The organism is Flintibacter muris, from assembly GCF_943192995.1.
Classification (GTDB): Bacteria; Bacillota; Clostridia; order Oscillospirales; family Oscillospiraceae; genus Lawsonibacter; species Lawsonibacter muris.
Genome location: NZ_CALPCP010000005.1, coordinates 148339 through 173992 on the forward strand (window position 1 = coordinate 148339; position 25654 = coordinate 173992).

22 protein-coding genes, 2 tRNA genes and 1 pseudogene are annotated in these 25654 nt (G+C 60.5%); 5 read left to right on the forward strand and 20 right to left on the reverse strand.

Features of this window, described 5'->3' with window-relative positions:
• Window positions 1-6 precede the first annotated feature (6 nt).
• The 19 genes from atpG to NFS22_RS07125 form a co-directional block, all read right to left on the reverse strand.
• Window positions 7-906, reverse strand: coding sequence for an ATP synthase F1 subunit gamma (atpG, locus tag NFS22_RS07030; protein WP_251317003.1), 900 nt, complete (start codon window positions 904-906; stop codon window positions 7-9).
• Window positions 899-2659 (reverse strand): F0F1 ATP synthase subunit alpha, encoded by a 1761-nt coding sequence (gene atpA / locus NFS22_RS07035; protein ID WP_251317004.1) that lies wholly within the window; start codon window positions 2657-2659, stop codon window positions 899-901. Before atpA ends, atpG begins: the two co-directional genes overlap by 8 nt.
• Window positions 2649-3131 carry an ATP synthase F0 subunit B gene (locus NFS22_RS07040; protein ID WP_251317005.1) on the reverse strand — a complete coding sequence of 161 codons (483 nt, stop codon included), beginning with the start codon at window positions 3129-3131 and terminating at the stop codon, window positions 2649-2651. The genes atpA and NFS22_RS07040 overlap by 11 nt, the downstream gene beginning before the upstream one ends.
• A 15-nt stretch (window positions 3132-3146) precedes the next feature.
• Window positions 3147-3512 (reverse strand): ATP synthase F0 subunit C, encoded by a 366-nt coding sequence (locus NFS22_RS24250; RefSeq protein ID WP_251317006.1) that lies wholly within the window; start codon window positions 3510-3512, stop codon window positions 3147-3149.
• An 18-nt stretch (window positions 3513-3530) separates the two neighbouring features.
• Complete coding sequence (locus NFS22_RS07050; RefSeq protein ID WP_251317007.1) at window positions 3531-4361, reverse strand: F0F1 ATP synthase subunit A; 831 nt, start codon at window positions 4359-4361, stop codon at window positions 3531-3533.
• Between the two features lie 308 nt (window positions 4362-4669).
• On the reverse strand, window positions 4670-5971 hold the full coding sequence (locus tag NFS22_RS07055; RefSeq protein ID WP_251317008.1) for an S-layer homology domain-containing protein: 1302 nt from the start codon (window positions 5969-5971) through the stop codon (window positions 4670-4672).
• Window positions 5968-10575, reverse strand: coding sequence for a M60 family metallopeptidase (locus NFS22_RS07060; protein ID WP_251317009.1), 4608 nt, complete (start codon window positions 10573-10575; stop codon window positions 5968-5970). The genes NFS22_RS07055 and NFS22_RS07060 overlap by 4 nt, the downstream gene beginning before the upstream one ends.
• A gap of 386 nt (window positions 10576-10961) precedes the next feature.
• A complete protein-coding gene (locus NFS22_RS07065; protein WP_251317010.1) occupies window positions 10962-12170 on the reverse strand; it encodes a sodium ion-translocating decarboxylase subunit beta in 1209 nt (402 codons plus the stop codon).
• Window positions 12171-12185: 15 nt separating this feature from the next.
• Window positions 12186-12854 carry an OadG family transporter subunit gene (locus NFS22_RS24045; protein ID WP_420908848.1) on the reverse strand — a complete coding sequence of 223 codons (669 nt, stop codon included), beginning with the start codon at window positions 12852-12854 and terminating at the stop codon, window positions 12186-12188.
• An 18-nt stretch (window positions 12855-12872) separates the two neighbouring features.
• Window positions 12873-13292, reverse strand: coding sequence for a biotin/lipoyl-containing protein (locus NFS22_RS07080; RefSeq protein ID WP_251317011.1), 420 nt, complete (start codon window positions 13290-13292; stop codon window positions 12873-12875).
• A gap of 188 nt (window positions 13293-13480) precedes the next feature.
• A complete protein-coding gene (hgdB, locus tag NFS22_RS07085) occupies window positions 13481-14617 on the reverse strand; it encodes a (R)-2-hydroxyglutaryl-CoA dehydratase subunit beta (RefSeq protein WP_251317012.1) in 1137 nt (378 codons plus the stop codon).
• A 3-nt stretch (window positions 14618-14620) separates the two neighbouring features.
• The gene (hgdA, locus tag NFS22_RS07090) at window positions 14621-16057 is read right to left on the reverse strand and encodes a (R)-2-hydroxyglutaryl-CoA dehydratase subunit alpha (protein ID WP_251317013.1); all 1437 of its coding nucleotides are present in this window, start codon (window positions 16055-16057) and stop codon (window positions 14621-14623) included.
• Window positions 16058-16078: 21 nt separating this feature from the next.
• Complete coding sequence (locus NFS22_RS07095; protein ID WP_251317014.1) at window positions 16079-16225, reverse strand: hypothetical protein; 147 nt, start codon at window positions 16223-16225, stop codon at window positions 16079-16081.
• A 30-nt stretch (window positions 16226-16255) separates the two neighbouring features.
• Window positions 16256-16432: a DUF6440 family protein gene (locus NFS22_RS07100; RefSeq protein ID WP_251317015.1), complete on the reverse strand. Its 177-nt coding sequence runs from the start codon at window positions 16430-16432 to the stop codon at window positions 16256-16258.
• 14 nt (window positions 16433-16446) lie between these two features.
• The gene (hgdC, locus tag NFS22_RS07105; protein ID WP_251317016.1) at window positions 16447-17238 is read right to left on the reverse strand and encodes a (R)-2-hydroxyglutaryl-CoA dehydratase activase HgdC; all 792 of its coding nucleotides are present in this window, start codon (window positions 17236-17238) and stop codon (window positions 16447-16449) included.
• A gap of 136 nt (window positions 17239-17374) precedes the next feature.
• Window positions 17375-19123 carry an acyl-CoA carboxylase subunit beta gene (locus NFS22_RS07110; protein WP_338147948.1) on the reverse strand — a complete coding sequence of 583 codons (1749 nt, stop codon included), beginning with the start codon at window positions 19121-19123 and terminating at the stop codon, window positions 17375-17377.
• Between the two features lie 73 nt (window positions 19124-19196).
• Entirely contained in the window at window positions 19197-19367 is a 171-nt protein-coding gene (locus NFS22_RS07115) for a hypothetical protein (RefSeq protein WP_251317018.1), read from the reverse strand.
• A 2-nt stretch (window positions 19368-19369) separates the two neighbouring features.
• The gene (gene gctB, locus NFS22_RS07120; RefSeq protein WP_251317019.1) at window positions 19370-20170 is read right to left on the reverse strand and encodes a glutaconate CoA-transferase subunit B; all 801 of its coding nucleotides are present in this window, start codon (window positions 20168-20170) and stop codon (window positions 19370-19372) included.
• A 20-nt stretch (window positions 20171-20190) separates the two neighbouring features.
• Entirely contained in the window at window positions 20191-21288 is a 1098-nt protein-coding gene (locus NFS22_RS07125; protein ID WP_251317020.1) for a CoA transferase subunit A, read from the reverse strand.
• A gap of 240 nt (window positions 21289-21528) precedes the next feature.
• On the opposite strand from NFS22_RS07125, the gene NFS22_RS07130 reads away from it, so the two are divergent.
• Together NFS22_RS07130 and NFS22_RS07135 are read left to right on the forward strand one after the other, a co-directional pair.
• The gene (locus NFS22_RS07130; RefSeq protein WP_251317029.1) at window positions 21529-22362 is read left to right on the forward strand and encodes a helix-turn-helix transcriptional regulator; all 834 of its coding nucleotides are present in this window, start codon (window positions 21529-21531) and stop codon (window positions 22360-22362) included.
• Window positions 22363-22443: 81 nt separating this feature from the next.
• Window positions 22444-24138: an S-layer homology domain-containing protein gene (locus tag NFS22_RS07135; RefSeq protein WP_251317021.1), complete on the forward strand. Its 1695-nt coding sequence runs from the start codon at window positions 22444-22446 to the stop codon at window positions 24136-24138.
• A gap of 36 nt (window positions 24139-24174) precedes the next feature.
• On the opposite strand, the pseudogene NFS22_RS23695 reads toward NFS22_RS07135, so the two are convergent.
• Window positions 24175-24330, reverse strand: a pseudogene (locus NFS22_RS23695) (DUF6094 domain-containing protein); the annotation flags it as partial.
• A 345-nt stretch (window positions 24331-24675) separates the two neighbouring features.
• Here NFS22_RS23695 and NFS22_RS07145 point away from each other — a divergent pair.
• From NFS22_RS07145 to NFS22_RS07155, 3 genes are all read left to right on the forward strand, one after another.
• Entirely contained in the window at window positions 24676-24966 is a 291-nt protein-coding gene (locus NFS22_RS07145) for a hypothetical protein (protein WP_251317022.1), read from the forward strand.
• Window positions 24967-25484: 518 nt separating this feature from the next.
• Window positions 25485-25560 (forward strand) — tRNA-Ala (locus NFS22_RS07150).
• Between the two features lie 22 nt (window positions 25561-25582).
• A tRNA-Ala gene (locus tag NFS22_RS07155) sits at window positions 25583-25654 on the forward strand.

A 25654-nucleotide genomic window follows, 5' to 3' on the forward strand; every position in this document is an offset into this window, starting at 1 on the left:
TCCCTGTCACTCCTTCCTCTGGCGCTGGGCCCTGGCCCCGGCGGAGACCTCGGTAATCTCCTGGGTGATGGCCGACTGACGCACCCGGTTGTATTTCAGCGAAAGCTCTCCCAGCAGCTCCTCCGCGTTCTGGTTGGCGCTGTCCATAGCCGTCATGCGGGCGTTCTGTTCACAGCAGAAGCTGTCAATCAGAGCGCTGTAAATATAGCCGGACACATAGCTGGGAATCATGTTGTCCAGCACCGCCCTCACGCTGGGGAAAAACTCAAAGGGTTCAGTCACCGCCTGTTCCCCGGCGGGGGTATCGAAGTAGGTCCGGTGGAAGGGCAGCAGCCGGACAGACCGGGCCTCAAAGGACATGGCGCTGGCCATGTCGGTATAGATGATAAAAATTTCCTTCAGCTCTCCCCGGTCAAAGCCGTCCACCAGCTGGGCGCCGATCTCCCGGGCCCGGGCCATGGTGGGGTTTTGCGCAGTGTAGAGAAAACTGCGCTCAATAGGGATATTCCGCTGGGTAAAAAACCGCCGTCCATACTCCCCTACCACAAAAAGCTTGGTGTCCGGGTGCCGCTCCAGCAGCTCCTGGGCCCGGCGGATGGCGTTTTGGTTGTAGGAGCCCGCCAGCCCCTTGTCGGCGGTGATGACCAGACAGCCGTAGGTCCCCTCCCGGGGGGTGTCGTTGTCAATGGGATAGAAGTAGCGGCTGTCCACGTCATTGGCGGTGCGGAAGATGCGTTTAATCTCATGGCGCAGCGCTTTGAAGTAGGGGCGGGTGTGCTCCAGCTCCAGCCTGGCCCTGCGCAGTTTGGTGGATGCAATGAGATACATGGCGTTGGTAATCTTTTTGGTCTCCTGCACGCTCTGGATGCGGGTTTTGATTTCCTTTGTCCCTGCCACCTCAGTCACCGCGCTTTCTGCTGGTCTGCCAGTCCTCCAGGAACTCCCTGGACAGGCGGAGAATCTCCTCCCGGTCCTCCTGTGACAGCATACCGGTCACGTCGATCCGCCGGCACAGGTCAGCGTCCTGCTCCGCCATAAAGGCCAGCAGGCCGCTCTCAAAGCGGCTGATATCGTCCAGCGGGACATCCTGCATCACATGGCCCAGAGCGCTGACCAGCAAAATCACCTGCTTATGCTGGGCCAGAGGCGCATACTGGGGCTGGCGCAGCAGCCGCATCAGGCCCTGACCGTAGACCAGCTGGCGCTTGGTGGCCTCGTCCAGGTCGCTGGAGAACTGGGTAAACACCTCCATCTCCCGGTACTGAGCCAGGTCCAGGCGCAGGGTGCCCGCCGCCTTTTTCATGGCCTTGGTCTGGGCGTCACCGCCCACACGGGAAACGGACAGACCCACGTTGACAGCGGGCCGCTGGCCGGAGAAGAACAGGTCGCTCTCCAGGAAGATTTGTCCGTCGGTAATGGAGATGATGTTGGTGGGAATATAGGCGGACACATCCCCCGCCTGGGTCTCGGCAATGGGCAGGGCGGTCATGCTGCCGCCGCCCAGCTCGTCGCTGAGGTGAGCAGCCCGCTCCAGCAGCCGGGAATGGAGGTAAAACACGTCGCCCGGGAAGGCCTCACGGCCCGGGGAACGGCCCATCAGCAGCGACAGAGCCCGGTAGGCCACGGCGTGCTTGGACAGGTCGTCGTAGATAATAAGCACGTCACGGCCGTGGTACATAAAGTGCTCCCCCAGGGCACAGCCGGCGTAGGGGGCGATATACTGCATGGCCGCCGACGCCCCCGCCGGGGCGCTGACTACGGTGGTATACTCCATAGCCCCCTGCCGGGACAGATTCCCCACCAACTGGGCAATGGAGCTGGTCTTCTGCCCAATGGCCACGTAGATACACACCACGTCCTTCCCCTTCTGGTTCAGGATGGTGTCCAGAGCAATGGCAGTTTTGCCGGTCTGGCGGTCGCCGATAATCAGCTCACGCTGGCCCCGGCCAATGGGGAACATGGAGTCGATAGCCAGCAGGCCGGTCTCCATGGGGGTATCGACGGGCTGGCGGTCCAGAATACTGGGGGCGGGCGCCTCAATGGGACGGCGGTCCTCCGCCTGGATGCGGCCCTTGCCGTCGATAGGGACGCCCAGGGCGTCCACCACACGGCCCAAAAAGCCCTCGCCCACCGGCATCCCCGCAGTCTTCTTGGTGCGGCGGACAATGCTGCCCGCGCTGATTTCCTCAGCGTCGCCAAAGATGACACAGCTCACAGTGCCCCGGCTCAGGTCCTGCACCATGCCCTTGATTCCGCCGGTAAACAGCAGAATCTCGCCGTATTGGGCGTGCTCCAGGCCGTCTATTGTGGCAATCTCGCTGTCCACTGTCAGCACATGGCCGATTTCCTCGGGCACCACAGCCAGGGACCAGTCGTCCACAGCCTGGCGCATCAGGGGCATCAGCTCCTCCTGGCCGGGCTGGATGGTGCGCAGATAGTCGGTAAACTGGCGTACCCGGCCCCTCAGGCTCCAGTCGTAGACGTCGGAACCCACCTGGAGGCGGAACCCGGAGCGCAGGGAGTCGTCCTGCTCCCAGCGCAGAGGGACCTTTCGCTTATACTTTTTGGCCAAGAACTCGGAAAAGCGGCGCTTCTGCTCGGTGGTGGGCTCCTGAGCGCTGCGCAGCTCCGCCGTCAGGCGGCCTCTGTCACTCCTCATGCTCGTCCTCCTCCTCCGCCAGGTCTAGGAACTGGTCGAAGGGATCGGCCTGGAAGGCCAGCTTCTTGGTGGCCTGGGCGGCCAGCTTCCGCAGCTCCCGCCGGGAATCCCGCAGTACCCGATCCCGGCTGTGCTCCGCCTCCGCCTGGGCGTGGGCCACAATTTGACGGGCCTGTTCCTTCGCCTGGGCCAGCTGGTCCTCGGTGGACTGCTGGATGGCCTGCTGGGCCTTGGCCCGAGCCTGGTGGATCTCCTCATCCGCTCCGTCCAGCTTGGCTTGACACTCCGCCTTGATCCGTTCCGCCTCCGCCAGCTTGGCGGCGGCCTCCTCGTCCAAACTGCGGTAGTGCTCCTCCCGCTTGACCATAAATTCCTTCACAGGCTTGTACAACAAAAAGTACAGCACTCCGGTGAGGATGGCCAGGTTCATCCAATGCAGCAAAATCTGCTGCAAATCAATATTCAAAGGCATAGAACTCCACCTGCCTTACAACACAAAGATGATTAGAATGACCACCAGCAGCGCGTAGATGATGGCCGTTTCGATAAAGACCAGGCCCAGCATCATCATGGTGCGGATCTTGCCCTCCGCCTCCGGCTGGCGGGAAATACCCTCCGCCGATTTGGCGGCGGCCAGTCCCATGCCGATACCGCCGCCGCCGGCGGCAATACCGATAGCCAAAGCCACGGCAATAGCCTTCAGGCCGGTGGTGTTGTCCGCCTGAGCTTCCGCGCTGACCGCGGCCGGCTCATCCCCCGCAGGCGCGCTGGCGGCAAAAGCAGGGGCCATCAGGGCCAGGCCCAGAATCAAAACCCCGCCAAGTACAACAATTCGCTTTATAAGATGCTTCATTATAAAAACCCCCTCAATTTATTTCTGTGCGGTGTGCGTTTTTTTGCTTTCTTTGGGCTCACCCCGCTCGGATACCTCGCCGTAGTACATGGAAACCAACATAGTAAGTACATAGGTCTGGACCAGAGCGTGGAGCAGGGTAAACAGTACGCCCACCAGCACAGGGAGCACAAAGCTCAGGCTTACATAGTAATACACCAGCTCCGTCACCAGCAGACCGCTGAGCAGTGCGCCAAACAGACGGAAGCTCATGGAGATGGGCAGGGAAAACTCCTTCAGTGTCTTACCCACGCCCTTTATCCCGTTGGCGGCGATACCGCCGGAGAGAATCACCAGATAGGACAAGGTGCCCATGGCAATGGCGGCGTTGACGTCAGACAGCGGCGCGGGCAGGGTGATGGGGCTTGCGTGGACCGTTACCGCCTGGAGGCCCAGCAGCTCAAAGAGCGTGCCCACAAAGATGTAGGCTCCGGCGGCAAAGATGTAGGCTCCCAAAAATTTGCAGCGGTGCGGACTGTCGCCTTTGGCCATGCGGTCAAAGAGCCCCACCGCCTCCTCCAGCACCAGCTGGAACTTTCCCGGGACATATTTGAACCGGGGAATGGCAAATATTCGGATCAGCACCGCCGCCGCCAGCAGCAGCGCCGTAACCAAAAAGGCGGAAATCAGGCCCGGGTTCACCGCCCGCCAGCCAAACAGACTGACCTGATTGACGCTGTGCAGGACCGCGTCTCTCATGGTCTCCTGCACGCTCTCCGTTCGGGCTGACGTACCCGCCAGCAGCGCCCCGATCAGAAAGACCAAGGTAGCTCCAATCCACACTGCCAAAGCTTTTTTGTGTTGCTTCATAACATCCCTTCTCTTTAAACTACTCTCAGGCGCCTGATTAGACGCCCTATAGCAAGCTTCAAATTTGCTGGCACTAGAGCTGCAGGGGCAGCCAAAGGCCTGCCCTGCATATGACAGCAAATCTGATGGTCGCTATAATTACTTCCACATTATAACAACATCAGCGGCAAAGTCAAGGGCATCTCCCCGGAGTAAAACCACAAAATTCATCATTTATACACTTTCTTAACATACCAGGCCAAAAAACCCCGGCCGGTTTGGGCAAAATTGCTCAAACCGGCCGGGGCAACATTTCAGGCTGTTACAGTTTAGCTGTCGGACATCACATTTTCACAAAAACCCCGGAGGATTACCGCCGCCTGAGCCCGGGTAGCGGTGCCGGCGGGGGTCAGCGTTACGGCGCTGGTGCCGTTAATCAGCCCGCAGGCGTTGGCCCAGCTTATGGCCTCGCGGGCATAAGGGCTGATCTTGTCCGCGTCTGTGTAGCCGGACAAATCTGCCTGGGCACTCACATCCATGCCGTTGAGCCGGGCATAGCCCCGAAGAATTACCGCCATCTGTTCCCGGGTAATGGGGTCGTTGGGACCAAAGCGGCCGTTTCCGTAGCCGCTGACCACGCCGTTGGCCGCCGCCCAGGTCACCGCCTTGGCGTAGTACTGGCCGTCGGCCACGTCGTTAAAGACGGAGCTTCCCGCGGCGGGAGAACCGGCCAGCCGGTACAGAATGGTAACAATCATCCCCCGGCTGGTGGCCAGGTCCGGGCCGAAGGTTGTGGCGCCGGTACCCGACATAAGCCCGTTTTCATAGACATATTCCACCGCCTCCCGGAACCAGGCCCTCTCCTCCACATCAGTAAAGGGCAGCTCTGCCGGAGCTTCAGCGGTAAAAACCCCGCGGACATCCACATTAGAGGCGGGCATGGTAAAGGTAAAGCTCCCCCCTCCCTTGTCGCTGAGCTGGAGGCGGCGCTCCCCGCTGCAGGCGGTCAGCTCAGACAGCTGATATCCGCTGTCCGGGCGTGAGGTTATGGTGACCGTCTCCCCCTGCCTTGCCGTTCCGGGGTTGACCATAACGGCACCCCGGCCTGTGCTGGAGACCCGAACAGAATACCGTCCCGCCTCCCCGGAGGAGGAGCCGGAACCTCCAGAACTGCCGGAACCTCCGGAAGTGCTTTGAACCGGGATTCTGCCGCTTCCGGACCCGTCGGACTCCAGACCTCGGTCCAAAATGGTCACACTGGCGGTGCTGGGGGCGGTGTAGCCGCCGCCCAGCTTCAGGGTACCCAGGGGGGCAGTGCCGCTCTGGTTCAGGTTGCGCAGTGAGTCGATATAAATGGTGATGGTGGTCTCATTGCCGGCGGTTTCCGTCCGGCAATAGCCGTATTCCTCCCCGCTCGCCGCAAAGCTCGCCTTGGGATAGCTGCCGCTCAGGGTGAGCTCCAGCTGAACGCTGTTCACCGACCGGTCACCCAGCTCCCGCAGGGTGAGCTGGACATTTCCCGTCCCGCTCCCGCCCTCCATCCAGAGGGTGGGGCCGCCTGCCGCCGACGCCGCCGGGCACAGCAGTACCAGCGTCAGGGCCAGCCAAATATGAACGATTCTCCTTCTCATGCTCCGCCCTCCAACACGATTGCGGGCAGGTCCGTCCCGCCGGGGGTATAGATCCACATTGTCTCCGCCGTTTTCCGCTTGACGCTCGCATCATGGGAGGTGTCTGTACGGTAGAGCACCGCCTGGATTTGGCTGGGCAGCAGATTGACGCCGCTGCACTGGCTGGCGCTCCCCTCCTGGAGCTCAGCTTCCCGCTCCAGATTGGGGACAAAGAGGAAGATGCCGTCGCTGACCTCGCCTACAGTCCCCTCCTCAGGGACGCCGGCGAAGAAGAGCGCATATCCATCAATGGCCCGCTCCTCCACCAGGATGTCCTCCATCAATTCGTCCTTGGCCTTGGTAAACCGTCCCCTCACCTCCATGGTGAGGAACCGGGGATCACCCCGGTAGGAGCCGGTGATGACAATGGTTCCAGCGGAAATCACGTCATCAGCCTCCGGGCCATACACATAGTCCTGGGCCAGCACGCCCAGCGTCCCCGTCTTGTGGAAGGCCACCTCGTCGCCCTCCAGGCCGGTGAGCAGAATGCTCTGGGCGGTATCCTCCCCAATCAAGCCGCCCTGGACGCCGTAGGCCGCCACACGGTAGGTATACAGCCGGTTGCCCGCCGAGCCCATGGCGTCAGTAAAGGTGACAGGGGTGCTGCCGCTGTTTCCGGGGGCGGGCACAAAGGCGATAGGTTCGTCATTGCGCCAGATCTCATAGCCCTGGACGCTGCCGGTGATATCGGGCGTGATGGTGACCGCAATGGTCATAGAGTCTTCGCCCTCCCGCTGGGCCTCCACGGTGATCGAGCCGCTGGCGGGCGCTGCGCCCTGGAGCCGGTCCCGGCGGCTCTGGTCGCTGAGATACCACAGCGCCCGGTCCTCCTCTTCATATTCGGCCAATTTGGCCTTGACCTCGCCGCTGAGGTCCATGCCCCAGTGGGTAAAGAAGCCGGTCAGATCCCTGCCCGCCGTTCCGGAGGCGGTGAGGGCCACCTTCTCATCATAGCTCAGACCGGTCATGCCCTGGGTGTAGGTCCCGGCCTTCCAGGCCTTGAAGAAGCGGTTATAGAAGTCCATGGGACTGTCCCCGCCGTCGTAGGCCAGGTGGAGCTGCCAGTACATACCCAGCTGGACAAATACGTCGTTGGACTCGCCGGGCATGGCCTGGGCGGTTTTGGTGAAGATGGCGGGGTACTTGCCCCCCTCCAGGCGGGAGGTGAGGGTGTTTTGTCCGCCGTCATAGGTCTGAACCATGAGGGAGTAAATATTGTTGGTGATCTCCGCCCGGCCCAGCTTGTCCATGTTGTGGCCAATCTCGTGGGCAATGCCCCAGCCGAAGAGACTGTTGGCCGAAGCGCCCTCCCCCATCTTTTCAATGGGCCGGCCGCTGACCATTCCGGCGCAGGAGCCGTAGCCAATGCCCACGTGACTGCCCGCCGCATACATAAAGGCTCCGGTGAACATCTGCATGCAGCGGATATTCTGGCGGGAGGTCATGTCGTTGTTCTCATAGGTGTTGTCAATACCCTGGGTGGTCTTGCAGATGTGCATCAGGTCCTCCCAGGCCAGCACGTCCTGGTACAGGTTTTCCACCTTGTCCTCCCTGTTCTGGCCGTTGGCGCTGAGCACGGCGGCGGCGGGGAGGGACAGCAGAACGGTGGGGGTGGCGATCTCTGTCACATTCAGGCACTTGGTCAGGGCGCTGCCGCTGTCGATTCCCTGGGCCGGGACATAGGCGGTCAGCTCATCCACATAGGCCCCGATCCGGGCCCGCCGCTCCGCCTCGCTGATCTTATACCAGTCGGACAGCTCCAGCACAGGCATATCCACCGCCCGGCGGACGTGGAGCTGGATATTTTGGGCGGCGGAGCCGCTGTAGGCAAAGTACAGGCTGCCGCCCCGCTCGGTGCTCTGACTGCCGATTTTGGGTACGGTGAGGATGTTGCGGCCGTTGACCAGACTGCCCACCTCAGCCCTCCAGGCGGAGACCTCAGCGTTGAACTGGGTGGCGTAGACCGTCACCCGCTCCCCGTCGGGGATTCCAGAGGCGTAAATGGTGATTTCCTGCCCCGCTTTGACTGCCGCCCCCAGGGGCTGGAGGTCGCTGCCGCCCTGCTGATATTTTGCGCTGTCGGCGGCGCTGCTTCTGGACTGGACACCGCGCAGCACCACACCGCCGGTGCTCCCGCCGGTCAGCAGCTCCTGGGCCAGGTCCAACTCGTCATCCAAGGTTTCGGGGTTCATATAGTAGTTTCGCTCGTCGCTGTTCAGCCGGGCCCGAAGGCTGTCGATCTGGTCCTGGGTCACCTGGGGTGCCAGCTGAGTGCGCAGTTCGTCGGCAAACAGGCCGGCAATGTTGTCCGGCAGGCAGTGCTCCGGGTCGTACTCCAGGAACATCAGCTCAGACAGACTGACAATGTTGTAATCCCACTGTTCCACGGCCACGCTGATTTTGACCACACCGGTTGCCGGGCCAAAGGGCAGAATGGCAAATTTGCTGGTGGGGATGGAGGCCCGGTTGGGGATGTTGGGCCAGGTGAGCACGTCGGAGTTGTTGCCCGCGCCGCCGTTATCCACACCGCCGGTGAGCAGATGTCCCGCGCCGTTCAGGTCCTCCCCCTGATACCACACCTGAACGCTGTAGGCCCGCAGATAGCTGGGATAGGAGCCGTCCAGGCGGGGAACCCAGATGGCGGCGCTCAGGTCCACAGGCCGGTCAAAGGTGACCTCCACATGCTCATTGTAGGACCAGTCCCGGGCGGTCCAATGGGTGCGGTAATCGTTGTCAATCACATTCCGGATACTGAATGTGCTCCCCGGATACTGGCTGGCGTTGTAGTTGGAGGGGTCTGCCAGGGCAATGCCGGCAATTCTGGCGCTGTCCAGCACGCCCTGGGTAGGAATTCCCTCCGGACGGCTGTAGTCCACCGCCACGGGTACGCCGGTGTAGATGCGGGAGGGGCCGCTTTTCCCTATGTCGTTGCCGGCCGCCACATATATGTAATAGGTAACGCCGTTGCTCAGGCCGCTTATGGTCTGCCTTGTGCCTGTCACCTGGCCGCCGCTCTGCCGGTAGGCGGAGGGGGCGGCGGCGGGCACGTCGGTATAGTAAACCTCATAATAGGTGGCATTCTCCGCCCCCTTCCAGGACACCTCCAGCTGGCCGTCCAGGGGGGTGACTGTCACCATATCAGGGGCGGCGGGCGCTTTGGCAGGCTGAGGGGTGGCCGCCACAGGGGCGCAGCTTCTCCCCTGCCAGCTGCCGTCGACAGGAGTTACGGTAAAGTAGTAGGTCTTCATGTTGTCCAGGCCGGTGATCTGTGCCTCCGGCACATCCACAGCCAGCTGGCGGCGGGCGCTCTCCCCGCCCTCCTGCCAGTACTCCACCCGGTAGCCGGATACATTGCTCAGCCGCTCCCAGGTCAGGCTCACCCGGCTGTCCCCTGCGGCGGCGGACAGATTTTTCACCTGGCTGTTGGGCTCCACCAGCTCCTCAGGGGCGATATCCTTCAGGAAGCGGATGGTATCCACTGTGGCATACTCTCCCCCCGCCGTTTTGGTGACGGTAACGGTCACCTTTTTCACCGCCACCCGGCTGCCCAGGGGGATGACAATCACATTGGTCCCGGCGGTACGGGTGATGGCGTGGGTTCCGGGATAGGCGGTTGTGTCAGAGGAGAAGTCACAGGAGATGGTCCCCCCCTCATACTCCACCTCCACCGAGCCGGCCTGGATCGCGCCCTGCGCGCTGTCCGGCGTGACAATTTGCAGGTGTTCCGCCACTACCGCCTGGCTCAAAGGGACGGGAATGCGGATATCGCCGCCCTCCGAGGTACTTTGAAAGGTTACCGCTCCGCTTTCCTCAAGCAGGGTGTTCAGGTCGCCCGACCTCACCACCGTGCCGCTGGCGGCCAGATCCCGGGCCGCCTGAGCAGTATCCATCAAGACGTCAATACTGGCGGTGTCCAGCACCGTGGCGGAAGCGGCGGGAGTGTTTACATTGTGGTTGACATAGGCCAGGTCCACAATGTCGATCTGCCCGTCGCCGTTCAGGTCGAATTCAGCCAGATCGGCGCGGCTGGTGCTGCCCAGAGCGTTGGACACAGCCTCCCGGTCCCGGGCGTCCACCCGCCCGCTGCCGTCAAAGTCCCCCAGCGCAAAGGTGCCGTCGCCAGTGCCCACCTCTACATACTGGCTGTAGCCCCCAATGGTAAACCGGGCGTCACAGGAGGCATAGCCCTGGCCGGTAAAGCGCAGGGTATAGCTGCCCTGGGGCAGTCCCTCCACAGACAGGTCCAGCGCTCCGGGCAGAGCGCTGCCAATCAGATCGCCTCCCAGGCGGTCCCGCAGGGAGACCTGGGCGGTACAGCCCCCAAAATTCCCGGAAGCGGGCTGGGTCAGTCCAATCTTTCCCAGGGAGCTCTGGCCCCGGAACAGCTCCGCCTGGATATTTCGGTCCTGGAGCTGAGACAGCTCCTGGATATAGTCAATACGCAGGGTAGCTTGAAGGTCCCCCACCGGTTCGCTTGCCGGTTCCGCCGCCCGGACGGGGGTAAGCATGGACAGTACCATGGATGCCGTCAGCAGAACGGCCGGTATCTTTTTGTGCAGCTTCATGGTTTTTTCTCCTCTTCTGACCTGACCTCCGGAATGGGAGGGTCTGAGTTTACATAAGTGTACCAGCTCCGGTGAAATTTGGCAAGATATTTTTTTCGGAATTTTTACAGATTTTCAAAAAAATATCTATCCGCCAAATTACAAAAATATAAACTGCCTGGACGCGGTCAGGTCAGACCGTCCCCAGGGCCTATCAGGCAAGACACCGCTGTCATCCCCCTGGCCGGTTCTCCACTTGGAGACAAAGACAGTCAGAGTTTAGTCAACGCACTGTCCAGCCGCTGCTTCAAGTCCTTTCTATTGACAAACAGCACATTTTCAAGCTTTTGCGGATAAAAAAACCGGCGCGTCTTTCGACGCGCCGGTTGAACGCAAGGAAACGGAAATCAGCCGCCAAACACCTTAATCATGAAACCGGCCGCACAAGCGGAGCCGATCACGCCGGCCACATTGGGGCCCATGGCGTGCATGAGCAGGAAGTTGGAGGGGTTCTCCTTCTGGCCCACGTTCTGAGCCACACGGGCAGCCATAGGCACGGCGGACACGCCGGCGGAGCCAATCAGCGGATTGACCTTGCCGCCGGTGACCGCATACATCACGTTGCCCAGGATCAGGCCACCGGCAGTGGACAGCAGGAAAGCAGTCAGGCCCAGGACAATGATGAACAGGGTCTCGCCCTTCAGGAACTGATCCGCGCTGGCCTTAAAGCCCACAGACAGACCCAGAGGGATAGTAACGATGTTGATGAGGGCATTCTGAGCGGTATCAGACAGACGCTCGGTGACGCCGCTCTCACGGAACAGGTTACCCAGCATGAGCATACCGATCAGCGGGGCGGTGTCCGGAATCAGCAGCACCACGAAGATGGTTACCGCGATGGGGAAAATGATCTTCTCCGCCTTGGACACGGTGCGCAGCTGGCTCATCTTGACCTGGCGGGCCTCCTTGGTGGTGAGGGCCTTCATCAGAGGGGGCTGAATCATGGGGATCAGCGCCATGTAGGAGTAGGCCGCAATGGCGATGGCGGGCAGCAGCTCCACAGCCAGCTTGGATGCCGTCAAAATTGCTGTCGGTCCGTCAGCGCCTCCGATCACGCCGATAGCCGCCGCGTCAGCGGGGGTAAAGGTGATGACAGGGATAAAGGGCAACATGCCGTTCAGGGCGCTGGTGATGGGGCCCACACACAGGGCCATCAGGAAGGCGGCGAAGATGCCCATCTGCGCCGCGGCACCCAACAGCAGAGAGGTGGGGTTGGCCAACAAGGGACCGAAGTCGGTCATTGCGCCGATGCCCATAAAGATAATCGACGGATAGATAGCGTACTGAACGCCCTGATAGAGCACCCACATGAAGCCAACGGTACCACTGTGGGTAGCGGCGTCATAGACAGGCTCAGCAAACAGGCCGGTGATGGGCAGGTTGGCCAGCAGCACACCAAAGCCGATGGGGACCATCAGCAGAGGCTCATAGCCCTTGCCGATACCCATGTACAGCAGCACGCAGGCGATGAACAGCATGATAATGGTCTTGACATCCAGAGCGGCAAAGCCGGAGCCGGACGCGATGGCGCTAATTACTCGAGTGAAAAATTCCATACTTTACCCCTCCTTTCAACCGATGGTGACCAGCAGGTCATCGGTGTTGACAGCGGTGCCCACAGAAGCGGCGACCGCCTTGACGGTGCCGGCCACGGGGGCGGACACCTCAATCTCCATCTTCATGGCCTCCAGAACCACCAGCACGTCGCCGGCGTTGACGGACTGACCTACAGAGCACTCCACCTTGAAAATGTTGCCGGGCATGGGGCTCTTCACAGCGGTCTCACCGGCGGCGGGGGCAGCGGCGGGAGCCGGGGCGGCGGCGGGAGCAGGCGCCGCAGCCACAGGGGCCGGGGCGGGCGCGGGAGCAGCAGCCACAGGAGCGGCGGCCGCGGCGGGGGCAATGTTGGTGATCTGGAAGGAACCCAGAGGCATACCGGATTCCTCCGCCACGGCGGCCATCATCACAGCCACCAACTCGCCGTCATCCTGAGCGGGCGCGGCGGGGGCCGGTTTGGGCACCGGGGCGGGAGCGGCCTTCTTGGCGGCAGGCGCAGCGGCAGGCTTATGCTGGGCGTCGATAGCGGCTACCACCTTGGAGATGACCATAATGACTACCATCAGGATGGCCAGCATCATGAACACCACCAGCAGGCCGCAGACGGCCGTCAGCAGGGCCTCGGGCACCGACAGCGGCTCAAAGGGGTGCAAGATATACTTGCTAGGATCAGTACTAGGCATAGTTGAAACTCCCCCTTATCAGCCCAGGGTGACCAACAGGTCGTCGGTGTTGACTGCGGTGCCCACGGAGGCGGCCACGGCCTTGACAGTGCCGGCCACGGGGGCGGACACCTCGATCTCCATCTTCATGGCCTCCAGCACCACCAGCACATCGCCGGCGTTGACGGACTGGCCCACGGAGCACTCCACCTTAAAGATGTTGCCGGGCATGGGGCTCTTCACGGCGGTCTCGCCGGCGCCGACAGCGGCAGGAGCCGCAGCGGGGGCGGGGGCGGGCGCAGGAGCGGCGGCAGGGGCGGGAGCGGCCACAGGAGCCGGGGCAGCCACAGGAGCGGCAGCCACGGGAGCAGCCATCGCCGGGGCGGCGGGGGCAGCGGCGCCGGTCCTCTCAACGGAGACGTTGTAGACCTTGCCGTTGACGGTCACATTGTAATTCATAGCTTCTTTTTCCCCTTTACATTATTTTGTTCCGTTTTTCGGGCTCATCCCGGCGGCGGAACGGGACTTGCGGTCCCCCTTCCGCCTGTTCGGGCGGAAGGGAGGCCGAAATTGGGAACATTATACCATTTTCTCCAGAGAAGTGTCAATATGACATTAGACAGGGTTCATAGAATTAAACGCTTTTTTTACAGCACATCAGCAAAGGCCTGGATGGCAGTGCTGGCCTGGCCGAAGTCCCGCATCTGCTGGTCCACACCCAGCTTGATGTGGGGGATGCCGGCGGCGTCCAGCGCCTTTTTCAGGTAGGGGTACTCCATCTCCTCGGGATCGCAGAACTGCTGCATAAACAGCACCAGGCCCTGAGCGCCCGAGTCCTTGATCTGCTTGACCACGAAGTCGGCCCGGCGGTTCTGGCTGGAGTTCTCATCATAGAGCAGGATGTCGTAGTCCTGGTCGGCAAACTGCTGGGCCAGGGCCATCATGGGGTCGCCGGTCTCGTCAGCATCCACCCGGATCATGCGGCTCTCGTGGGCCACGTCGTCGGCCACAATGGCAATCTGGTTGTCATCAAAGGTCTGGAGCAGCTTGGGATTGTCGCAGATGATGCCCGAGGTGAGGATCTTCTTGCCCTTCCAGTCGCAGGCAGGCAGGGCTTTCAGCTCCTCGTTCAGGGCCTCCAGCTTGGCGGTGTGGTCGTCCTTAATCATAAAGTAAGCGGAGCGCAGGACTGCGGACCGGGCCACGGCGGACACCACGTCGGGGTGCTGACCGGCCAGCTTGACAAACTCCCGGCGGGCGGCGCGATTGCGGTTGTAGACCTTGATGGCCTCCCGCAGGGCCTCGTCGGTGATGGTGTTGCCGGAAATCTTCTCCAGCTCAGACTTGACATGCTGATACTGGTCCATGGTGAACTGGATGCCAAAGGCGGGCTTGCGCTGCTGGGGATGGGCCAGGAAGATGCAGGGCAGCTTATCCTTCATGGCGACACGGAAGTTCTGGCTCATGGGGCGCAGGGTGTCGCAGATGGTGGGGGTAATCAGGCCGTCCAGATCGTCCAGAGTGCCGTCCAGCAGCATCTCCAGAGCCAGCTGGGCGATGGTGCAGTAGAAGGTGGCGCAGTACTCCTTGGCCATGGAGATGGTCTTCTTGTTGCTGCCCCAGATGCCCATGGGCACCATACCGGCGGCGTACACCAGCTCCTCGGGGGCGAAGTAGGGCAGAACGCCCACAACCTTTTTGCCCTCGGCCTTGAAGGCCTTGATCTGACGGCCGGGATGCTCGGAAATCTCAGCAAATTCTTTCAACAGTACCTCAATGCTCATCTCTCAGCCCTCCTTGTTCTCGGCGTTGGCCTCCATGGCCTCTACCAGGCCCTGGACGCGGGTCTCATACTGGGCCTCGTTAAAGTTCCGGGGGTCGGCCTGGTCGCCGTCAAAGCCGGCGCAGGGGATGCCCAGGTCGTCGGTAAAGCGGCGCTGCATCTCTGCCATGTAACCGGACCAGGGCTTGCAGGAGCGGTTGTAGTGGACCAGCACGCCGTCCACCTTGTTGTCCTTGCAGATGCCCTCACGCCAGGACACGCCCTGCTCGATACACACGGAGTTGGGGGCCTTGTAGTAGGCCCGGACCATCTCATCCATGTTGTTGTACACAAAGCCGAAGGCGGGGGCGTACACCACGGCGGTGACGTTGACGCCGTGCTCCTTCAGGGGCTTGAACAGGTTGGGCAGCTTGGGCCAGCAGGGAATGCCCTCGAACATAACCCGGTACTTTTCGGGGAAGGGGGTGGTAGACTTGCCCACCTTGACGGCCTCGGCCAGGTCCTTCTCCAGCAGCTCAAAGGCCTCGGCAGCCTGGACACGGCCACGGGCAGTAACCACGTCGGCCATGTGGTTGAACAGGTCAAAGCCGGAGTAGGGGGCGGGCTTATACTGGAGATAGTCGCACACCCGCAGCCAGGCGCTGGCGGTGCGGTTGGCGTTGGCGCAGGCCTCTTCAAACTTCTTCTCGTCAAACTTCTTGCCGGTGAGCTCCTCCAGCTGCTTGATGGCGTGGTCGAACTGAGCCCGGACGTAGGCCACATTGGTGTCGTGGACCTCCACAGTGTTGTTGTAGGGGATGTCGATCATAATCAGGGGCACGTTGCACATACGGGCGATATTTTCGTACCACTTGGTCATGCAGTTGCAGATGTTGTTGCAGCACAGCACAAAGTCAGGCTGGGGCATCTGCATCTGGCGGTAGGGCTTGATGGCGGCCCAGCGCAGGTCCTTCTCCTTGCCGTCGGGGAGGGCCTCAATCTCATGGATGTCGTCCAGGACGGTGTAGGGCTGCATGGTCTTGGGGTCCTTGACGGGCTTGCCGTCCTCACCCATAACCACCTTTCCGTTCTCGTCCTTGAGAGGACGGCCGCTGGCGGGATTGATGACATACTCGCCTGTCTCCAGGTCCACCTTGCGGCTGGCCCGCTTGCCGGCGGCGTAGGCCAGAGAGATGCGGGCGTAGCCGCAGATATCGTTGTCAAAGCCCAGGTCCTCGGCGGCCTGGCACATGATCTCGCCGTCCCGGTTGGCGGCGATACCGGCGGCCTGGTTTTCGGGGTACATCACGTCAAGGTCAAAGGCGGCGGCCAGCTCGCAGGGGAACTTGGAGCTGGACCAGCCCACCAGCTTGCCCTGTTTCTTGGCCTCCCGGGCATCGGCATAGACGTCTTCAACGACCTTACGCAGCGCCAGTACGCCGGGGCTCACTTCTTTTGCCATAGAGAATTCCTCCTAACTGTTTTAATTACTTTCTTCGCTCTCGTCCTTCAGTCCGGCAGAATGCTTGCGGATTTCCTCATTCATTTTCCGAACCTCTTCCATGGAAGAGCATTTGTCCGTAGCCGTTGTGATCAGCCAGGCAATAAATTGCATCTGCTTGTCAGTCATGTTTATTACCTCCCATGCTCTTCCCGCAGGTCAAGCCTTATTGGAAACATTCGTCACAACCGGCTTCCCATCCTTGTCCAGAAGGACGGTCAGTCCTCCGGCGCTTCCGTCGTGACGCCAGACATAGTTTACGCCGGTCTCGGTGTCAACCCAGATTTCAAATGTTGTTAAAACGCCTTGGCTGTATACCTTTTTAAAGCGGTCCATTCCACATGTCTCCTTTACTTATGCGCCTTTTGATATTTCTGATAGGCAAACAGGGCGGCGCCCAGGGCGCCGTTGTACTGGGTCAAAGGTGAGGTGTGGATTTCCCGGCCCAGGGCCTCCTGAAGGGCGTTGACCACGCCGGAGTTCTGGGCCACACCGCCGGTCATGACCACCTGGTCCTGAACCCCGATCCGGTGGGCCAGTCCGGCCACACGGGAGGCCACCGACTGGTGAATGCCGTTGATGATGTCCCGCTTGTCAGTGCCCATGGACAGCTGGCTGATGACCTCGCTCTCGGCGAAGACAGTGCAGGTGGAGCTGATACCCACGTACTTGGTGGACTGGGCCCCCAATGTGCCCAGATCCTCCACGTCCACCTCCAGCACCCGGGCCATCACGTCCAGGAACCGGCCGGTACCGGCGGCGCATTTGTCGTTCATCTGGAAGTTGGTCATCACGCCGTTTTCCACCCGCATGACCTTCACATCCTGGCCGCCAATGTCAATCACGGTCTTGACCTCCGGGAACAGGAAGGCCGCGCCCTTGCCGTGGCAGCTCAGCTCGCTCATCTGGCTGTCGGCGAATTCCTCCAGGGAATTGCGGCCATAGCCGGTGGCCAGGATAAAGGCCATATCCTCCCGGGACTTTCCGGCCTGGTCGAGCACCTGGTCGATCGCCCGCTGAGGTCCGCTGGTGCCCGCCCCCACCGAGATGAGGGACTTGGCCACAATCTCCTTGCCGTCCTCCAGCATAATGCACTTGGAGGCAGTGGAACCGATGTCGATTCCCAGGGTGTAGATACTCATAGGTTTCGATTCTCCTAATTTCATGTGGTTGTGTGTAGGGGCCGACGACCCCGGCGGCCCGCTTTTACAAGGGGCCGTGCGGCCTTTGGAAACAGCGCGCCGGGTCGTCGCGCCCTACATACAGATTGCGCCGGTCTTATTTATGCCCGTCGTCGTAATCCTTGATGGTTCTGGGCAGCAGCATCTGGTGGAAGGGGCAGATGGAGGCGGGGTTCTGGTAGCAGGAGTCGGCAAAGGCCACAATGTAGTTGCGCATCATGGGCATGTCGACCACCTCGTCCACCAGGCCGGCCTGGGCGCAGAACAGAGGCTGAGATTTTACGTTGTAGTCGTCAATCAGGGAGTTCATCTTGTCGATGGTGGGCTGGAGGTCCTTGCCCGCCTTCTGGTCCTTGGCCAGACGGCCGGTGTACATGGCGTTGGCGGCGGTCTTGCCGTTCATCACGTTGATCTCGGTGGCGGCGGTGCCCAGGGAGAAGGCGTTGTTGTCGTTGCCCTGGGGGCCGCCCAGGACGTAGTGGGCAGCGGCGGTGCCCCGGCGCAGGGTAATCTCCATCATGGGCAGGCCGGAGGACTGGATGGAGTAGATCAGGGACTGGCCCAGGCCCAGCAGCTCGGCCACCTCGGCGTCGTCACCTACGTCGATACCGGTGGTGTCCTGAATCCAGATCATGGGCAGGCGGTCACGGGCGCACAGGGTGACAAACTCGTTCATCTTAATCAGGCCCTGGCGGTACAGCTTGCCGCCCGCGCCCATAGCCTGGCCGTACTTGGCCATCTTATACTCGGGATAGTTGGGGAAAATGCCCTGCTGGTTGGCCACCACGCCCACCAGCAGGCCGTCCACCTTGGCAATGCCGGTAATCATCTCGGGACCGTAGCCCTTCTTGTACTCCATGAACTGGCTGCCGTCGAACAGGCGGCCAAGGACGGAATACATGTCGTAGGGGCGGTTTTTGTTGTTGAGCACCAGGTCATACAGCTCCACATCGGACATAGCGGGAGACTGGGGGGTGTCCACCCGGAAGAACTCCAGGTCGAAGGTGGGCAGCATGTCCACGTACTTCTTGATGCCGGCGATGACCCCCTCCTGCTCGGTGTACACCTCACGGAAGAAGCCGGTCTCGCCGTAGTGGATGGAGACGCTTCCGGGAGGATCAGCACGCAGGCCCTTGGTGGCCTCGATCTGGGCCAGGGCGGCCTCCATGTCCACATGGGGCTTGGGGTTCATGCCGCCCACAATGCCCGCGCCGCCCACAGCCATGTTGGCCTTCTGGTGGGCCACCAGCACAGTGGGGGAGATGGAGTGGTAGCCGCCGCCGGCGGGGTTGGTGCCGTGGATGCCCACAATGACGGGGATGCCCATCTGGTTGAGCTCAGAGTTGCGGTAGAAGGGGGTGCCGCCGCCCCGGCGGTTGGGGTACACCTTCTCCTGCTTGTCCAGCTCCACGCCGGCACACTCCAGCAGGTAGATCAGGGGGATGCGCAGCCGCTTGGCGGTGTCGCTGCCCCGGAGCAGGTTGTCCGCCTGGCCGGGCACCCAGGTGCCGGCGTGCTTCTTGTTGTCAGAAGCGATAATGCAGCACCATTTGCCGTTCACCCGGCCCAGGCCCTTGACAATGGAGGTGGAGCCGTTCTTGTTGTGCTCGGGGTTGTACAGGCTGTTCAGGGGGCACCAGGTGCCGGCGTCCACCAGCAGGGCAACGCGCTGCATGGCGGTAAGCTGGCCCTTGGCGTTCATGTCCTCGTCAGCCTTGCCGCTGGACAGAGCGTCCACGATATGGGCGTGGATGTCGTCCTCAATGGCCCGCAGCTCGTTGACATTCTCCGTGTTGGCCTTGACGGGCTTGCCCACCACGGGCATATTTTGGAAATACCGGGGCATGGAATAATTACCCAATGTAAACTCCTCCTAAATCTTGTATGGAGCCCCGCCCGGAGGACGGGGCGTCCCATTGCTATTTTTTCCGCAGATTCAATCCAATCCAGCAGCATCCGCCGCCGATCACCGTTGCCAGGTATAGAACAGGCGGATTGGTATATTGGTACACGGGACAAATTTGGATAAAAAACCATCCAATTATGGCAATGACCACAGCTGCCGCAATGGAAATAAACAGGTTTTTCATGCTTACTCCTTGGGGATCTTGATAAAGGCCTGGCCGGGGTCGATCTCCTCGCGGATGATGCGCAGGATCTCCTGGTCGGGGTCGGGGAAGATTTCGGCCTTGGAGCAGTCGATCTCAAAGCCGGTGTTCTCCTGGACAATCTCGGGGGTGACGCCGGGGAACATGTAGGCGCAGTACATGCGCTTGGTCTGCTCGTCGAACTTCATGATGCCCAGGTCGGTGACCACCATCTGGGGGCCGCGGTTGCCGGGCAGGCCAACCTTCTCACGGCCGCCGGGGCCGTCCATCCAGCCGCAGGAGGTGATGTAGTCAATGTGCTCCATGAAGCGGCGCTTCTGGTGCTGCATCATGATGATGGTGTTGCAGTAGGTGGCGATACCGTTGGCGCCGCCGGAGCCGGTGAAGCGGGTGGCCGGCTGGACGTAGTCACCCTTGCCGTAGATACAGGTGGAGTTCACGTTGCCATAGGGGTCGATCTGGGCGCCGCCGATAAAGGCAATCAGGCGGTCCTCGTCATGCAGCCACTCGTTGGCCTCAAAGCCGATAAAGCGGATGTTGGGCCACTGCACGGCGCAGTGGGCCATAAAGCGGTTGTCGCCCACGGAGCGGGGGACCTCCACAGGGGAGCAGTCCATCAGGCCGCTCTCCACGATGGGATGGCAGGAGGGGCACACCACCCGCTTGGCCAGAGAAGCACCGATCAGGGGAAGGCCGGTGCCCACAATAACGATCTGATTTTCCTTGATGTTCTTGGCGATAGCGTAAGCCTGACGCTCCTGCTTGGTAATCTTATACTCAGCCATTTCTTTATACCTCCCTTTTCTTAGTGCCGGGTGGAATAGCCCAGATGGGGCTCGTTCTTCAGCCGCATCAGGCGGGAACCGCCCACCTTATCCAGCAGCTCGTCGTGATCCTTCACGCTGTAAACCCACTTGTCCACATAGTCCTTAAAGGTCTCGGGAACGGCGGCGCCGGAAGCGGCGTCGTCAGCGGCCTTCCGGGCCTTGGCGGCGGCGGCCTGAGCCTTCTCGTCGCCGGGCTTGGCCTCGGCGGCCTTCTGAGCCTTGGCAGCGGCCTTGGCCAGCTGCTGCTTGGCGTCCTCGGCGTCCTGATACTTGGATGCCTTGTCATACTCCACCAGGGCGTGGGAGTCGTTGTCGTAGTAGTTGTAGCACTGGGAAGGCCATGCGCCGTAGGGGGCGTAGACCACGGCGGAGACGCACTCGCCGAAGATGCGGGTCAGGGTGGGGTCACGGCGGATGTACTCATCGCTCACCAGCTCCTCGCAGGTGACAATCACCTTGCGGGCGGCCACGGCAATGTCAACGTCGTGGAACTCGTCGCCCTCAATGATGCAGGTGCCGTCGGGGGAGGCCTTCTGCACATGGATCACGGCCAGGTCCAGCTTGGGCGTGGGGACGGCCACAACCTTCTCGCCGGGGTTGAAGGGATTTTCAATTTCAACGCACTTCAGGTCGTCCACCTTGTCCAGCGCCTTGCGCTGCTCCTCGCTGATGCCCCAGTACTTCATCAGGCCGGAGCCCTGCATCAGGCGGACAGGCAGGAAGGGCAGGCCCAGAGAGGCGGCGTGGAGCTGGAGCATCAGCACGTCCTGGGAGTAGTCCTCATAGGTCAACTGGCCCTTCTCAATGGCGGCGCGGAAGCGGCGGGAGACGTTGGTGTAGCCGGAGTTGGCGGTGTAGCAGTTGATGTACGCCTTTACCCGGCCCTCGCCGATCATCATGTCCCAGTCGCCGCCGGCGGGACCGGCCCAGACAGTAAAGTCGGTCTGGCCTTGGCGCAGGATCTCGCTGACCACGGCGTAGGGCTTGCGGTTGGTGGTGAAGCCGCCGAAGCAGACACAGTCTCCGCTTTCCACGAATTTCGCCACGGCGTCGTGCATGGAATATACTTTGTTCATAGTAATACCCCCATTACAAATTTTTTGGTTCTCTTTCTTCTGCTCAAATTGTCAAGGTGCCGCAATGCGCTTTTCTACAGTGGCTATTTTACCACAAATCCCACAACTGGTCTAGCCTGTAATTTAGCATAAAGTTTGCATATCTTGAACTGACGTGGTATAATGGGGCATCGTTTGCACGGGGGCGGATATGATCTGCTCCGCAATTCATAGCAAAGGGGGCTTTTTTCTTTGACCAACGTGGAATTCCACTTACAGCTGAACCACAACGAGACCTGGAACATGAGCCGGCTGCACTTTCATGACCACTGTGAGCTGCTCCTTCCCCTGGTCAGCCCGGGGAACATCTTTGTCAGCGACCAGGTCTACCCCCTGCGGCGGGGAACGCTGTACCTCATTGGGGAAAACACCCTCCACCGCACCATGGCGGAGGGCTTTCACGCCCGGTATGTGCTCCATATCAATAAAAAGGCGCTGACCCAGCTGTCCACCCCCCAAACCGACTTAACCCAGTTCTGCGGCGCGGCCTTCCGCCGGGCGGAGCTGTCCACCGGGGAGATGACTGAGATCATAGAGCTGTTTCAGGCCCTGGAACGCAACAAAAACGACGGTTCCTTCGGAAGCGACACCCGCCAGCTGGTGGCCCTGCTCAATCTGCTGATCCGGGTAGCCCCCACCCTCAACGTGGCTGACGCCGGCGAGTCCATCCACAACAAGGACTTTCTCCGGGTAGCCCCCATCCTGGACTATATCCGGGACAACCTGTCTGAGCCCCTCACTCTGGACCAGATCGCCGGGCAGTTTTACATCAGCAAGCACTACCTTTGCCGCGTTTTCAAGGCGGCCACCGGCTTTTCCGTGATGGAGTACATCATCTACAGCCGGGTGCTCAAGGCCAGACAGCTGCTTCAGGAGGGGGTCAGCGTCCAGCAGGCGGGGGAACTGTCTGGATTTTCCGACAACTCCCACTTTATCCGCACCTTCGGCCACCTCACCGGCCTCACCCCCGGGCGGTACGCCAAGGAATATCAGTCCGGGGACCAGGTCCTCCTCCGTGGGGAGATCAGGCCCTGAAATGCCAGTTTTATGTCAACATCTGCAAATTCCTGTTTTTGCGGGAGTTGTCGGATATTCATACAAAGGAGGATTCACTCTATGAGACTCAAAAAATCCCTCTCTCTGCTTCTGGGCCTGGTCCTGCTTCTGGCTCAGGCCGCCCCGGCGGTGGCTTACGACTCTGCCAGGGCCGATACAGACCAGCTCATGAGCGGCGGCGGTGCGGAGAGCTTTATCATTGACGGCGGCGGCAATCTGTGGGCCTGGGGTGACAACCAGTACGGACAGCTGGGAGACGGCACCACCCAGGACCGGACCACCCCGGTCAAGGTACTGGAGGGCGTCAAGTCGGTCAGCGCCGGCGAGTCCCACACCTACGCCGTGCTGAAGGACAACACTCTGTGGGCCTGGGGACGCAACGTGAGCAACACTTTCCCCGGCCTCCCCGACACCATGGAGGGCAGCACCGTCCCTGTTAAGATTATGGATGATGTGGTCTCGGCCAGCACGGGAGTATGTACTCACCTGGCCATCAAAACCGACGGCTCCCTGTGGGTCTGGGGCAAGTATGTGGGCGACCGGACCAACCGCCAGACCTCCGTCCCCAAAAAGATTCTGGACAATGTGGCCGCCGCCTGCACCGGCTTTGGCCACAGCCTGGCTCTGAAAACCGACGGCTCCCTGTGGGCCTGGGGGCAGAACGCCAGCGGCGGCGTGGGAGATGGTACCACCCGGGAACGGCTCACCCCGGTCAAGGTGCTGGACAAGGTGGTGCAGATGAGCGCCGGCTACGGGTTCAGCGCCGCCGTCAAGGCGGACGGCACCCTGTGGACCTGGGGACGGAACTGGCAGGGAGAGCTGGGGGACGGCACCATCGAAAGCCGCTCCACCCCTGCCCAGATCATGGACCATGTAATCGGCGTCTACGCCTCCAACAACAACGCCTACGCCTTCCGTCAGGACCGCTCCCTCTGGGCCTGGGGCAACAACCGGTCGGGGGATGTGGGAGACGGCACCACTGAGGGCCGGCTCTCCCCCGTTATGGTGCTGGAGGATGGCGTGGAGGAGGTCAGCGTCGGCTGGAACCATGTTCTGGTGCGAAAAACCTTCGGTGAGCTGTGGACCTGGGGGGCCAATGTCAGCGGCCAGCTGGGCAATGGGGAGAGCCTCTTCTATGGCAACTATGTGTTCCGCTTCTCCGCCTTTCCCATCCAGGTGATGGAAGATATTGACACCGCCTCCCCCTCGCTCACCCTCACAGCGGGCAGCCTTCCTGCCGCCTGGGCCTCCTCCTCCGTAGACGAGGCCATTGCCTGGGATTTTCTCCCCGTCTCCCTGCGCACCGGTTACAACCAGACCATCACCCGGGCCCAGTTCTGTACCCTGGCCGTCCAGTTCTATGAGCGCTTTACCGGCCAGGAGATTGAAGAACGGGTGTCCTTCTCCGACACTCGGGACCTCAGCGTGGAAAAGGCCGCCGGGCTGGGCATTGTGTCCGGTATGGACGGCGGCGCCTTTAATCCAGACGCCCCCCTGAACCGGGAGCAGGCGGCCGTCATCCTTGCCAATCTGTCCAGGGCGGCGGGCTCCCCCCTCACCCAGTCCGCCCCCGATTTTATTGACAGCGAGACCATCAGCCCCTGGGCTCAGTCCGCCGTGGGCCAGGTCCAGGGGGCCGGAATCATGAACGGCACTGGCGGCGGAAATTTCTCCCCCCAGGAGACCTACACCAAAGAACAGAGCGTGGTCACCATTATGAATCTGTACCACCTTTTCAGCAATCAACAGGCATGAAAAAACTCTCCGACTCCCGGCTCCGGCCGCCTTTTGCAAACGGGATGGACAGATAGGGCAGCATAGATCCAACAGATTGGTGGTCACACCGCCGGGAAATGTGATGCCTCGGGTGATCAGGTCTACATGATCCAGGTCTGTGGGATAGTGTCCCATGCGGACATTGTTCATCAGTCGGCCAATGATTCCCAAAGATTAAAAATGCCGGCAGCCGTACTATACTGCTGCCAGCATTTTTTCGTATGTCCATTACAAATCAATGAAGGAATCATTTTCATATTCATTTACTTTCCAATACCATGTAGAACGTGAAATTCCCAACTGTTTCGCTCCTGCACTGACTGACAGTTTCCCTTCCTTCACGTTTGAGATAAACGCACTCGAAAGTATCCATTGCTTTCTTGGGGCTGCCAGTCATGCGGCCTTTGGCTATTGCGATTCCCTCAGCTTGACGCTCCTGCCTGTTTTTCCTTATTATCTACCTGGAGGTCGTTCTTGTCAAAAGTTTTTAAACAGGCTCTTAGACCGTACGGGACAATGGCAAGCGTGGCGGCCGTGCTGGATGGGCTGGAAAAGAAGCTGGGGAGCCTCAACTTTTGGCGGATATTCCAGACGATCACCGTTGACAACGGCAGCGAGTTCCAGGACTGGGAGGGCATGACGCGGGCCGTGACCGGAGAGGGGGCGCGAACCCACATCTACTACTGCCATCCGCACAGCGCCTTTGAACGGGGGAGCAACGAGAACGGAAACCGTATGATTCGGCGGAAGGTTCCAAAGGGGACGGACTTTACCGGGATAACAGAGGCGGACACATTGCTGGTGTAGCGGTGGGTAAACGAATACCCGCGCGGCATCCTGGACGGGAGGTGTGCCGGACGAGTATTGCTGGAGCTTGCCCAGGAGGCCGGTATTGAGGGGGTAGAATTGCTTTTGTAAATAATGCACAAAAACAATTTTAGATTTTTCTGCATTTAACCCTTGACATTTTCCAGTTGCGGAAGTTTATAAAAATTGCTTGACATCTCCGCCTGAATATCGTATAATGCCTCCAGCATAAGATTGTGTTTAATCACTCTTGGGTGGTAAGCAACTGCACGATCTGGAAGAATATTTGAATGGTATTCAAGTGTTCAGCGGTTTGATTTCGTTTATCTCCACCACTTTACAAACGAATATTGATGTGGGGGGGTATAACTCAGATGGCAACACATGTTTCCAGTGAAATAATCCCGAATTTGTCCAATAGGTTCAGAAAATCAACACTTGACAGCTTGCAAAAAATATATTACAATGAATATAGTTGAGTACAAATGGAGCGATGTCCGAGTTGGGAAATTGAATATGGGGGTATAGCTCAGCTGGGAGAGCGCTTGAATGGCATTCAAGAGGTCAGCGGTTCGATCCCGCTTATCTCCACCACTTTACAACTGAATATTGACGTGGGGGTATAGCTCAGCTGGGAGAGCGCCTGAATGGCATTCAGGAGGTCAGCGGTTCGATCCCGCTTATCTCC

Excerpts from the sequence above, each read along its gene's own strand:
- NFS22_RS07055 (WP_251317008.1), bottom strand. The coding sequence starts at position 5,971 with ATGAGAAGGAGAATCGTTCATATTTGGCTGGCCCTGACGCTGGTACTG.
- NFS22_RS07110 (WP_338147948.1), bottom strand. The coding sequence starts at position 19,123 with ATGCCCCGGTATTTCCAAAATATGCCCGTGGTGGGCAAGCCCGTCAAG.
- hgdA (WP_251317013.1), bottom strand. The coding sequence starts at position 16,057 with ATGGCAAAAGAAGTGAGCCCCGGCGTACTGGCGCTGCGTAAGGTCGTT.
- NFS22_RS07060 (WP_251317009.1), bottom strand. The coding sequence starts at position 10,575 with ATGAAGCTGCACAAAAAGATACCGGCCGTTCTGCTGACGGCATCCATG.
- NFS22_RS07100 (WP_251317015.1), bottom strand. The coding sequence starts at position 16,432 with ATGGACCGCTTTAAAAAGGTATACAGCCAAGGCGTTTTAACAACATTT.
- NFS22_RS24250 (WP_251317006.1), bottom strand. The coding sequence starts at position 3,512 with ATGAAGCATCTTATAAAGCGAATTGTTGTACTTGGCGGGGTTTTGATT.
- NFS22_RS07080 (WP_251317011.1), bottom strand. The coding sequence starts at position 13,292 with ATGAATTACAATGTGACCGTCAACGGCAAGGTCTACAACGTCTCCGTT.
- NFS22_RS07125 (WP_251317020.1), bottom strand. The coding sequence starts at position 21,288 with ATGAACAAAGTATATTCCATGCACGACGCCGTGGCGAAATTCGTGGAA.
- NFS22_RS07050 (WP_251317007.1), bottom strand. The coding sequence starts at position 4,361 with ATGAAGCAACACAAAAAAGCTTTGGCAGTGTGGATTGGAGCTACCTTG.
- NFS22_RS07065 (WP_251317010.1), bottom strand. The coding sequence starts at position 12,170 with ATGGAATTTTTCACTCGAGTAATTAGCGCCATCGCGTCCGGCTCCGGC.
- atpA (WP_251317004.1), bottom strand. The coding sequence starts at position 2,659 with ATGAGGAGTGACAGAGGCCGCCTGACGGCGGAGCTGCGCAGCGCTCAG.
- hgdB (WP_251317012.1), bottom strand. The coding sequence starts at position 14,617 with ATGAGCATTGAGGTACTGTTGAAAGAATTTGCTGAGATTTCCGAGCAT.
- NFS22_RS07095 (WP_251317014.1), bottom strand. The coding sequence starts at position 16,225 with ATGACTGACAAGCAGATGCAATTTATTGCCTGGCTGATCACAACGGCT.
- NFS22_RS07145 (WP_251317022.1), top strand. The coding sequence starts at position 24,676 with ATGGCAAGCGTGGCGGCCGTGCTGGATGGGCTGGAAAAGAAGCTGGGG.
- NFS22_RS07135 (WP_251317021.1), top strand. The coding sequence starts at position 22,444 with ATGAGACTCAAAAAATCCCTCTCTCTGCTTCTGGGCCTGGTCCTGCTT.
- NFS22_RS07115 (WP_251317018.1), bottom strand. The coding sequence starts at position 19,367 with ATGAAAAACCTGTTTATTTCCATTGCGGCAGCTGTGGTCATTGCCATA.
- NFS22_RS07040 (WP_251317005.1), bottom strand. The coding sequence starts at position 3,131 with ATGCCTTTGAATATTGATTTGCAGCAGATTTTGCTGCATTGGATGAAC.
- hgdC (WP_251317016.1), bottom strand. The coding sequence starts at position 17,238 with ATGAGTATCTACACCCTGGGAATCGACATCGGTTCCACTGCCTCCAAG.
- NFS22_RS24045 (WP_420908848.1), bottom strand. The coding sequence starts at position 12,854 with ATGCCTAGTACTGATCCTAGCAAGTATATCTTGCACCCCTTTGAGCCG.
- gctB (WP_251317019.1), bottom strand. The coding sequence starts at position 20,170 with ATGGCTGAGTATAAGATTACCAAGCAGGAGCGTCAGGCTTACGCTATC.